Source organism: Burkholderia sp. Ac-20353 (assembly GCF_017104785.1).
Lineage (GTDB): Bacteria > Pseudomonadota > Gammaproteobacteria > Burkholderiales > Burkholderiaceae > Burkholderia.
Genome location: NZ_JAAGPL010000025.1, coordinates 58,363 through 69,375, shown reverse-complemented (window position 1 = coordinate 69,375; position 11,013 = coordinate 58,363). Strand labels below are relative to the sequence as shown.

General features: G+C 62.5%; 9 protein-coding genes and 1 pseudogene. 5 read left to right on the top strand and 5 right to left on the bottom strand.

The window, feature by feature from the left end; translation table 11 throughout:
* Positions 1-138: 138 nt before the first annotated feature.
* Positions 139-801, bottom strand: a pseudogene (locus G3N94_RS11665) (enoyl-CoA hydratase/isomerase family protein); the annotation flags it as partial.
* Positions 802-1,782: 981 nt separating this feature from the next.
* Between G3N94_RS11665 and G3N94_RS11660 the strand changes: the two are divergent.
* The 4 genes from G3N94_RS11660 to G3N94_RS11645 all read left to right on the top strand — a co-directional run bounded on the left by G3N94_RS11660 (position 1,783) and on the right by G3N94_RS11645 (position 6,679).
* Entirely contained in the window at positions 1,783-2,535 is a 753-nt protein-coding gene (locus tag G3N94_RS11660; RefSeq protein WP_205792531.1) for a gluconate 2-dehydrogenase subunit 3 family protein, read from the top strand.
* A 7-nt stretch (positions 2,536-2,542) separates the two neighbouring features.
* Positions 2,543-4,321 carry a GMC family oxidoreductase gene (locus G3N94_RS11655; RefSeq protein ID WP_205792530.1) on the top strand — a complete coding sequence of 593 codons (1,779 nt, stop codon included), beginning with the start codon at positions 2,543-2,545 and terminating at the stop codon, positions 4,319-4,321.
* A gap of 8 nt (positions 4,322-4,329) precedes the next feature.
* Positions 4,330-5,703, top strand: a complete 1,374-nt coding sequence (locus tag G3N94_RS11650) for a c-type cytochrome (RefSeq protein WP_205792529.1) — start codon at positions 4,330-4,332, stop codon at positions 5,701-5,703.
* A gap of 115 nt (positions 5,704-5,818) precedes the next feature.
* Positions 5,819-6,679, top strand: coding sequence for a fumarylacetoacetate hydrolase family protein (locus tag G3N94_RS11645; RefSeq protein ID WP_205792528.1), 861 nt, complete (start codon positions 5,819-5,821; stop codon positions 6,677-6,679).
* Between the two features lie 36 nt (positions 6,680-6,715).
* On the opposite strand, the gene G3N94_RS11640 is transcribed toward G3N94_RS11645, so the two are convergent.
* The 3 genes from G3N94_RS11640 to G3N94_RS11630 all read right to left on the bottom strand — a co-directional run bounded on the left by G3N94_RS11640 (position 6,716) and on the right by G3N94_RS11630 (position 8,487).
* Complete coding sequence (locus G3N94_RS11640; RefSeq protein WP_241021770.1) at positions 6,716-7,027, bottom strand: DUF3331 domain-containing protein; 312 nt, start codon at positions 7,025-7,027, stop codon at positions 6,716-6,718.
* 62 nt (positions 7,028-7,089) lie between these two features.
* Entirely contained in the window at positions 7,090-8,106 is a 1,017-nt protein-coding gene (locus G3N94_RS11635; RefSeq protein ID WP_205792527.1) for an NADP-dependent oxidoreductase, read from the bottom strand.
* A gap of 96 nt (positions 8,107-8,202) precedes the next feature.
* A complete protein-coding gene (locus G3N94_RS11630; RefSeq protein ID WP_205792539.1) occupies positions 8,203-8,487 on the bottom strand; it encodes an antibiotic biosynthesis monooxygenase family protein in 285 nt (94 codons plus the stop codon).
* A 554-nt stretch (positions 8,488-9,041) separates the two neighbouring features.
* Here G3N94_RS11630 and G3N94_RS11625 point away from each other — a divergent pair.
* Entirely contained in the window at positions 9,042-9,986 is a 945-nt protein-coding gene (locus tag G3N94_RS11625; RefSeq protein WP_205792526.1) for an AEC family transporter, read from the top strand.
* A gap of 81 nt (positions 9,987-10,067) precedes the next feature.
* Here G3N94_RS11625 and G3N94_RS11620 read toward each other — a convergent pair whose 3' ends face one another.
* On the bottom strand, positions 10,068-10,853 hold the full coding sequence (locus tag G3N94_RS11620; RefSeq protein ID WP_205792538.1) for an SDR family oxidoreductase: 786 nt from the start codon (positions 10,851-10,853) through the stop codon (positions 10,068-10,070).
* Positions 10,854-11,013 lie beyond the last annotated feature (160 nt).

Sequence of the window (11,013 nt, the reverse complement as noted above, 5' to 3'; positions counted from 1 at the left end):
GCCTTCACCGCTTGCTGACGCATCGCCTGCAAGGTCGCGTGATCCAGTTTCCGGCCGTCCGATGTGCGTTTCGATTTCATTCGTCCATTGTCTCATGACAATGACAATACTTTCGGAAAGCTTAGTATAACCGTAATGGTCGGCCAGTTCCGCCGAGAAGTCTTCCCCGATCAGCAGCACCTCGAGAGCGCGTGCGCGCCCCATGCGCCGCGGCAGGCGCTGTGTGTTGCCACCACCGGGCACGAGTCCGCAGACGACTTCCGGTTGACCAAACACGGCCTTGCCGATCGCGGCAAAACACATATCCGCAGCCAACGCGATCTCGCAGCCCCCCCCACGAGCGATGCCTTCGACTTTGGCGATCACTGCCTTGGGCATGTTGCGCAGGCGCTCGCCGAGCATCTGCGTCAGTCGAAATGTCCGTGTATTCGAAGTCGCCTTCGGAGCGGAGCCGACACGGTGCAGACCCGAGTGCGCGATAAAGAATTTCGGCACGGCGCTCTGCAGGACAACGACACGTACATTCGTATCCTGTTCAAGTTGTCGTGTCACCGAGTCGAACTCCTCCGACAGTACCTCGTCGAGCAGGTTGAGCGGCGGGTAGTTCAACGTCACGGTGGCTACCCCATGTTCCTGGGTAACCTGAATATGTTTGTAATCAGCATAGTTCGCGCCGCCACCTTGGGGTGCAGCGGGCTTTTCGGCTGCCCCCCCGGCCTCGGCAGAGGCGAGAAGTACGCCGGGTGCGAGTGTTGCTGCACCGATGGACTGGACAAATGAACGTCTTGAGATAGTCGACATGGCGGGCTCCGTAGTTGAATCCATCTCGCGCCTGCCAGGCCTGGCTCGGCCCGGCGTTCGCGGAGGAGTCGAATGACGCGATTGCAATCCACTGGCGCGCCGCGGTTTCCCGAGGCGCTGCGATTAAAGATGTCTATGTCAGCGATTTCGGCATCAATCCGGGAAAATCGAAGGCGCGCACCGTGAACGGCGTCGTTGCGCCACGGGGTCGTCCTTATAGCTCAAACCCAGGGAGATGAGCTCGCCCGGTGCGTCAGCCGATGGCGCGTATTCGACGTCGGCGGGATTGACCGGCACCCAGATTTGAAGAAGCAAACATCTCCAACGTAATGATCCTCGTATCGACGAGGCGTTTGCAAGGATCCTCCCTAAGTGGGGGGGCAGTCGCGTCATTTTTGAACTGTTGGTTGATTCAGTCTAGCGACACCATATCGGGAATAGTTAGTTATACCGCGCGACCAGTTGTGAGGCACATTGCTAGGGCAATCGGAAGCAGATCATACCGAGGCTGGCACCCATGCCGACAACGGCCCGCGCGCTTGAATCAATCGATGAGTATCTGTATTGGCGCATACGCTGCCACTCATCAAACGATCGCGCACACCGATGACCTGCGTTCGGGAATCGACATGCTCGCCCGTCTGTACCGGAGGCTCTGCGTGCTTCACGCAGAAAATCCGTAATGGTCGGAACGCTCGGCATCGGAAGCCGAGGTCGCCGACCCTGCGCGCCCTGACACACGGCTTCGCCAGCTGTTTTATGCGCGCCCCTCCCCAAACAGGGGGCTGCCATCGCACTGGGCCGCGGGTACTGTTTTGTCCACACCCTTCGACGCATGTCCCGACGCGCGTTTCCAGTCTGGGGAGACTGCGCCACCCATGCCTGTCGAATTGCGTATTGACGCGCCATCACCCCACAGTCGACATGACGGTAGCACCCGCGCGCAAGTGATGGCACTAAGGAATGGTCCGAGACCCATCGATGAGCGAAGCCCCCTCCCCCGAAGACATACAAACGCCGGAGTCCGGCAGGCGCATGTTCCTCAAGCGAGTCGCCATTGTTCCCGCCGCCGTCGCGATGAGCGCTTGTCATTCAGCCGACGAAGCATCGTCCGCACCAACGGCGACGCAAAACACCAACGGCGCCGTGGGGCTCGAGAACTATCGCCCGAAGTTTTTCACACACGAGGAATGGATCTTCGTGCTCGCGGCGGTGGATCGCCTTATCCCGCACGACGACGAAGGGCCCGGCGCGCTGGACCTCAACGTGCCCGTCTTCATCGACAGGCAACTGGAAACCGGCTACGGCTATGCAGCGCATTGGTACATGCAGGGCCCGTTTCGTGCCGGCTCGCCACTGTTCGGCTATCAGTCGCAGCTGACACCTCGCGAACTGTACCGAGCAGGTATCCAGGCGGTGAACGCACAATGCATGCGCGAATTCGCGGGCAAGCGCTTTGCCGACCTCCCCGTGGAAGAACGGACCCGTGTACTCGCGAGTCTGGAATCCGGTGCGATGGCATTTGACGATATCTCCTCGATGGACTTCTTCGCCTTTCTGCTGGAGAACACCCGGGAAGGTTATCTGTCGGACCCGATACACGGAGGCAACCTGGAGATGGGCAGCTGGAGGATGATCGGCTTTCCGGGCGCCAGGGCGGACTTCCTCGACTGGATCGGTACCGGCAAGCGCTACCCGTACGGCCCCGTCAGCATCGAAGGTCAACAAGGCTGAGGCGCATATGCTGCAGATTACGAAGCCGGAAGTGGACGCTGTCCTCGTTGGCATGGGTTGGACAGGCGCGATCATGGGCATGGAACTGGCCGAGGCCGGCCTGAATGTAGTCGGCCTCGAGCGCGGGGAAAACCGGGATACGAGTCCGGAATTCGCGTACCCGGCAATCGCGGACGAGCTTTCCTATATTCAGCGCCGCAAGCTGATGCAGAACCTCGCACGTGAAACAATCACCATTCGGCACTCGCCGAACGACGACGCATTGCCCTACCGGCAGCTCGGTGCGTTCCTGCTGGGCACCGGCGTGGGCGGCGCAGGCGTGCACTGGAACGGTACGACCTGGCGCGCCAATGCCGCCGACCTGGGGATTCGCTCGCACTACGTACAGCGCTATGGCGCCAAGTTCATTCCTGATGATATGACGATCCAGGACTGGCCCTATACGCTGGAAGAACTCGAGCCGTACTTCGAGCGGATCGAGGCCGTGATGGGCACGTCGGGCAAGGCAGGCAATCTTCGGGGCAGGAAAGTGGACGGCGGTAATCCGTTCGAGGCCGTGCGCCGGCGCGAATATCCGTGTCCGCCGCTCGCCGACAATTTTCCGGCGGCACTGTTCAAGCACGCCGCGAGCGAAGCTGGATTCCATCCCTTTCCGATTCCCGCTTCCAATGCGTCCGTCGCCTATCAGAATCCCTACGGGATGCAGCTCGGCCCATGCAACTTCTGCGGCTATTGCGAAGGCTTCGGTTGCTACATGTATGCGAAGGCATCACCGCAAGCCTGCATCTTGCCTGCGTTGCTGGCCAAACCGAATTTCGAGCTACGCGACCGATCTCATGTGACGCGTGTGCAACTCGATTCATCCGGCAAGCGCGCCACCGGTGTGACCTATCTCGATGCGCAGGGCCGAGAAGTGTTTCAGCCGGCGCGTATCGTCGTGCTTTGCGCATTCCAGATGCATAACGTGCGCCTGCTGCTTCTATCCGGGATCGGAACGCCGTACGATCCGGCGACGGGAACGGGAACCGTCGGCAGAAACTTCGCCTATCAGAAGAACAGCGCGGTTTCGCTGTTTTTCGACAAGGATGTCCACATCGATCCGTTCATCGGCGCCGGCTCCGGGGGCCAGGCATTCGACGACTTCAATGCGGATCACTTCGATCATTCCGCGGCCGGGTTCGTCGGCGGCGCATATATCAGTGCGATGGTCACCGGCGGCCGCCCGATCGGTCAGACACTGCTGCCGGAAGGCACTCCAAAATGGGGCGCCGCCTGGAAGAAGGCGCTTAAGGACAACTACCTGCATTCGTTTTCCATCGGTACCGCGGGCTCGGTCATGTCATACCGCACGAACTACCTGGATCTCGATCCGACCTATCGCGACGCATACGGCCTCCCGCTGCTGCGCATGACGTTCGACTGGCACGACAACGAGATGCGCATGACACGCTTCGTCACCGACAAGGCCGAGCAAGTCGCGCGTGCGATGAAGCCGAAATCGCTGTCGGTCCATGTCGGGAAAATCGGCGATCACTTCGACATGCGGCCGTACCAGACCACGCATACGACCGGCGGCGCGGTCTGCGGAGACCGTCCGGATACGAGTGTCGTGAACAAGTACCTGCAATCGTGGGACGTGCACAACGTATTCGTGACGGGCGCATGCGCGTTTCCACAAAACTGGGCCTACAACCCGACAGGCATGGTCGGCGCGCAAGCGTACTTCTCGGCGCGCGCGATCCGCGAGCAGTATCTGAAGAATCCTGGTCCACTGCTACCGACATAGGAAATGCAATGGGTGTTCGACGAACGAGACTGGCCGGGATCTCATTCGGCCTGCTGTTGACCTTCGCCACGCTGGCCACGTGGTTACAACCGGCAGCCGCGAACGCACAGGATGCCGACCAGATAGCACGCGGCGCCTATCTGGCACGCGTCGGCGATTGCGTTGCATGCCATACATCGCGCCGCGACCAGCCGTTCGCCGGCGGGCTGCCGATGGAAACGCCGTTCGGCACGATCTATTCGACGAACATCACGCCAGACATCAAGCATGGGATCGGCAGCTACAGCTACGACGACTTCGCGGCTGCGATGCGCAAAGGCGTCGCCAAGGACGGACATCTGCTCTACCCCGCCATGCCGTATCCGTCCTTCTCGAAGGTCAGCGACACCGATACCCGTGCACTCTATGCGTACTTCATGCATGGCGTGCGCCCGATCGGCCAGCCGAATACGGAGACGCGGCTACACTTTCCATTTAACCTGCGCGTTCTGCTCACGGGATGGAATCTTCTGTTTCGCCCCGATGGCGCATATCGCGAGGATCCGGCGCAAAGCGCGGCGTGGAATCGCGGAGCCTATCTTGTTCAAGGGCTCGCGCACTGCGGCGCATGTCATACGCCTCACGGCCTGATGGGCCAGGAGAAGACGTTCGACGAGCGCGGAACAGGCCTGTACCTGAGCGGGTACACGCTCGCAGGCTGGCATGCACCCGACCTGCGCCCCGGGCGCGGAAACGGCGCCGGCGGGCTCACACGGGACACCATCGTTCAGCTTCTGCGAACCGGCCGATCACACGGCAGCGCCACGTTCGGCGGCATGTCTGAAGTCGTGGAGAACAGCACGCAATATTTCAGCGACGCCGATCTGGGCACCGTTGCCGACTACCTCGGCAGCCTCCCCGGTCGCACACCGCAGACGCCTGCGGCACCTCCCGTCAAGGCAGACACGGCCGCGGCGTTGCGCTCGGGCGTCGCGCCGACAAGGGGCGCGCTGCTGTACCTCAACAACTGCAATGCGTGCCACCGCTCGGACGGCAGCGGCGCGATGAAAGCGTTTCCCGCGCTGGCTGGCAACGCGGTGGTCTCTTCCGACGATCCGTCGTCGGTCATTCACGTGATTCTGACCGGCTCGCGGATGCCGTCGACAAGAACCGATCCGGCGCCGCTGGCAATGCCCGCATTCGGCTGGCGGCTATCCGATATGCAGGTCGCCGAACTCGCGACATTCGTGCGCGACAGCTGGGGCAATCGTGCCGGCAAGGTGAGCGCATCCGACGTGGCGAAAGTCCGGCGGCAGATCGATCCAGTGCAATGGAAGCGGATCCGGGCTGCCGTCGCGAACGAAGTGACTGACGACGATGCGCCCGGTTCGACCGGCAAATGACATCGGGCGGCTGTCCGCATCACGCGGGACACACCATCGCGCACACGATCGAAGCACTGCGCGGCGCGGGCCGCACGCCTGGCGGCTTCTTTGACTCAATTATCGGAAAACAATCATGCGATTCATCAGCTTCGTACGCGACGGCGCCACCGGCCTCGCTATCCGGTCCAGCGACGGCCGTTATCTTGGACTGACGCGTACCGATCCCGACTACCCCGGCGATCTCGACACCCTCGTCTCCAGCGGTCCTTCCGCCCTGGCTCAAGCGAGCCAACGCCTCCAGCTGGCGGGCCAGCCGCTCGACCTGGCCGCCTGCACCCTGCTCGCGCCCGTGACGCGGCCGGCGAAGATCATCTGCGTCGGGCTCAACTATGTCGAGCACTCGCAAGAGGCGGGATACGAGGTTCCGTCGTATCCGACGCTCTTTGCGCGATTTCGCAGCAGCCTGACCGCGCACGGTGCCGCGATACGCATGCCGATGGAATCGGATCAGCTCGATTACGAAGGCGAACTGGCGGTCATCATCGGCCGCAGCGGTCGACGCATCGCGCGAAGCGATGCGTTGAACCATGTGGCCGGCTATACGGTCTTCAACGACGCGACCCTGCGGGACTATCAGTTCAAGACGCCGCAATGGACTGTCGGCAAGAATTTCGACGAAACGGGCGCACTGGGCCCTGAACTGGTGACCGTCGACGAATTACCGCCGGGCGCGGCCGGTCTCAAGCTGCAGACCCGACTCAACGGTGTCGTCGTGCAGGAGGCCAATACGAACGACATGATCTTCGACATCGCCACGCTGATTGCCACCATCAGCGAAGTCATGACGCTCGAGCCCGGCGACGTCATCGCGACAGGCACGCCGTCTGGCATCGGCATGGCGCGCGATCCGCAGCTCTGGATGCGCACAGGCGATGTCTGCGAGGTCGAGATTGAAGGGATCGGTGTACTCAGGAATACCGTCGCGCAATCGTAATCAGGTCGTGCCGGGGCTGCGCGCGCCGGCACGCGTTCAGGCGGACTGCATGCCCAGTGCGTCGTTCGCCAGGATCATCGCGTTGGCATTGGTGGGTCTGGGCCGCTCCGCCGGGCGAAACACTGCGTCACCGGGGAAGATGGGCAAATGCGACAGCACGCAGATGCCGTGCCGGGAAGCGATGGCGCGCCGCCAGCGCTGCTCGCCGAAATGCCGGACGCCGGGCTCGACCCAACGAACCACCAGCACGCTTCCGTCGCACTCCAGCACCGTCACCTGGGCACCCGCGAACTCGCGGGCGCAACCGACGCGAGGCCCATCGTCCAATCGTGAAGTCGCATCAGGCATGTCCCACTCGCAAGCCAGCGCGGTCGAATCCCGGGCTCGATCGATCGCGCGTGTTCAATCGTTCACGTGATCCTGACCAGCATCTTGCCAGTGTTGGTCCCGTTCATCAGCCCGATAAAAGCCGCCGGCGCGCAAGCGACACCGTCGACGATCGTTTCGTCATGCACGATCTGCCCGCCCCTGAGCCACGCCGCCATCTCGTCGACGAACACATCCCGGTGCTGTCGATAGTCATGAAGCAGGAAGCCCGTCAACGTCAAGCTGCGATAGACGATGTTTTCCATGAAACGCGGCCCGGGCAACACACCGACGCGGTCGTACTGCGAAATGGCACCGCAGATCGCAGCACGTCCGCCATAATTGAACGTCGACAATGCGGCCTCGAGATGATCGCCGCCCACGTTGTCGAAATAGACGTCGATGCCCGCAGGGGCCGCAGCCTTTAGCTGCTCAAGCACTGGAGCGCGCCGGTAATTGAACGCCGCATCGTATCCGTAGCGTTTGCGAATCACGGCAACTTTCTCGTCGCTCCCGGCCGAACCGATCACGCGCGAGGCGCCCTTCAGGCGCGCAATCTGCCCTGCGAGCGAGCCGACCGCGCCCGCTGCGGCGGAAACGAATACGACCTCATCCTCGCGCATGCGTGCCACGACGAGCAGCCCGACATACGCCGTCATGCCGGTCGCACCCATTACGCCGAGATGAACGCTGCTCGGCAGCTCCGGCAAGTCCGGGACGCGGGTGAAATCTTCTGCCGCGCCCTGGGCGATATCGCGCCAGCCGTATCGGTGCAGCACGAGGTCGCCGGGCGCGAATGCGCTCGATGCGCTGTCGGTCACGCGGCCCACCGCCGCGCCGGTCATCGTTTCATGCAGTTTGAACGGCTCGACGTATGACGGCCGGTCGTCCATTCGGCCGCGCATGTATGGATCGACTGAAATGTACTCGTTTCGTACGCGAACCTCGCCGTCCGACAACGACGGAAGCGGCACCTCGACCGTCAGAAAATCGTCCGAAACGGGCTGGCCGTTCGGCCGCCTCGCCAATTGAATCTGCGTGCTGATCGTGGAGAACCTCACTGCCTCTATCTCCTTGCAACAACTTATGGTGCCGGCGATGTTGGCCGGGCAAGCCGAACGGACGCGGCGGTGCACCGTGCCCCATGCGCAGGCGTGTCAGACTTCGCGCACGTGCTCGACTGAAGGAGGGCCCACGAAGAAGGGGCCGGCCAGTTCGCGCCAACGCTGATAATCGGCTGTCTGACGAAAGGCGTCGTGCCGCTCGACGCTTTCCCATCGCACCATCAAACGATAGCGGGACGGTTGCTCGATACCGCGATACAAATGCACGCCGTGGCAACCGGGTGCGCGTTCGATGAGCGGCTTCGCCTCGGCGACGGCACGTTCAAACCCCGGCTCGCCGTTTTCCTGTATGTCGATCTGGGCAATTTCAAAAATCATGGCGGGTTTCTCCGCGCGACGCGAACAGTCGCGCAGTGCAATTGATATGATGCCGGCATCCATCCCGGGCCGGACGTTCCGGGCGGGCTACGCCCGCATGCGCGCGGCCCTGCTGCCCGCTCGCGTAGAAAGGCAACCGCGTCCGGTCAGGCGAGTTAATCGTGGCGACTACATGCGCGCTTCAGCATGGCGTCCCGGCAACTTTGCCGTGTCGAGATCGGACCGTTAGGTGACTGTCGGCGCGGGACGATCGTGCAGTTTCATTCCGCACGGCCACGCTCCGGAATCGAACAATGTAACGGCACCCGCGCAGTACGAACCGGCCTGCCTGCATCATTTCGGCCTGTCGCCACGATGCGCCAACGATAGCGCTGTCGAGCCGACTGCTCTACCCCCAGTACGGGGGGGTGAAAAAATACCGCGAGGCGTTCATGTTCGCAGCAACGTGCGTCTCGCGGGCTGGCTTGCTTCGCCGCGTCGAGACCGCTCGGTCAGAATGCGGGCGATCGCGCCGGATACCGGCACAGTGCCCGGCGACCCACTCTGGAGCTGCCATGACTGCACAAATATCGAACGCGCTGGTGCCGTTTTTCTTTTCGATCGCAATGGGCTATTTCGCCGGGAAAACCCATGCCGGAAACATGCCGATCGTGTCGATCAACAAATTGCTGGTCGACTATGCACTGCCGTTCGCGCTGTTCGTCTACACCGCGAAGATGCCGCGCGCGGAGCTGGCGAGCCATCTGATCCCCATCGCGGTCATCGTGATCTTCATGCTCGTACCGTATTTCGCGTCGCTTGTCTTGTCGAAACACATCTTCCATGTCGATCCGAGTCGCGCCGCAGTGCGCGCCGTAACAGTTGGCATGCCGAACTTTGCGGCCGTCGGGCTGCCGCTTCTCGCCGCCGTGTACGGCGAGTCGAGCACATTGACGGTCGCGTTCGCGATCACCATCGCATCGATCGTGATGTCCCCTGCATGCCTGATTCTGCTCGAGCGCGCCCGCAGCGCCGAACACGCGCGTCGGCCGAATGCGCAACCGCTCGCCGGCGCGCTGCTCAACACCTTCCTGAAGCCGGTCGTTCTGGCGCCGCTCGGCGGTATCGCCTTCTCCGTGTCCGGATGGCACCTGCCGACGCTGATCGCCCAATCTCTGGGCATCATCGGCGGAACGACGGCCGGTCTCGCATTGTTTTCCACCGGCCTCATCCTTGCCGCACTTCCGATCCGACTGAACCAGGAGGTATTTGTTGCGCTGTTGCTCGGACATATCGTGCAGCCGCTGCTCGCGTGGTTCTGCGTCCGTCTCTTCTCCGTGCCGTCGCCGATCGCCGGGCAGCTCGTGTTGCTCGCGGCGATACCGTGCGGGTCGTTCGGCATCCTGTTCGGGCTCGGCTACGACATCGACGATCCGACCGCGGGCGCGACGCTGGTCGCGTCGAGCATCCTGTCGGCGGTGACGCTGACGATCACGATCTCTCTGCTCCGGTTCGTCTAGCGGCGCCGCCATACGACTGCCGGCAACGTGCGTCCATGCGTGCCGGACAGGCTACCCGGGTGTTGCGTTTGTTCGCGCCGCTCATCGCTTGCCGCCCACAATCCGTTGCCATGCGGCGGCCTGTTCATCGCGCACGAGCTGCTCGGCGGCCTCAGGCTTGACAGTCCGATACGGCGGAGCCTCCGCCTCGATCACCGTGACGATGGCGTCGATCATTTCTGCGGGATCGTGTTGCCGATTCAGTTCGCGCGTCGGCCAGTGGGCCACCAAGCGCTCGCCCTGGTTCCACCATTGATCCATGCTTTCCATGCCGGTATCGTTGAAGCCGGTCCGATAGGCGCCGGGATTGATCGTCACGACTTCGACGCCGTAAGGCTTCAGTTCTTCCTCCATCGCGGAGCAGATGCCTTCGACGGCATGCTTCGACGCGGCGTAGGCACCGTCGAAAGGCACCTTGACGAGTCCTGCGACCGACGACATCCAGACGATTCGGCCATGCCCGCGCACGACCATCCTGCGCGCGAATCCCTGCGCGACTTCGAGCGCCGCAAAGACATTCGTTTCGAACACCGAGCGAAACACGGATATCGGAATCTCCACAAGCGGGCCGGATTCCATGATCGCCGCGTTGTTCAGCAGGACATCGACGTCGTGCGTCAATGCATTTGCACGATCGATTTCGTTTGTCACATCGAACTTGATGACCTGCATGTCTACACCACGCGCCTTGGCCTCCTGCCGCAGCGCCCAGACCTGCGGCCAGATCTGACCACATGCAATCACGCGATGCCCCCGTTCGGCAAGCGCGAACGCGACCCCTCGCCCGAATCCGGACCCCGCACCGGTTATCAACACCGTTCTGGTCATGGCCCCTCCCGCTCGGTACGCGATGATTGCGCCGGCCGGACCGACGCGGCCGGCAACCTTGCTGACTACCTTACGGCGTTTCACGCAGCCAACGCGCCCCCCGAATGGGGAGGCCGGCCGCATCGCCTTCACGGTTCGGAAGCGGTCGCGCGCCGTCATT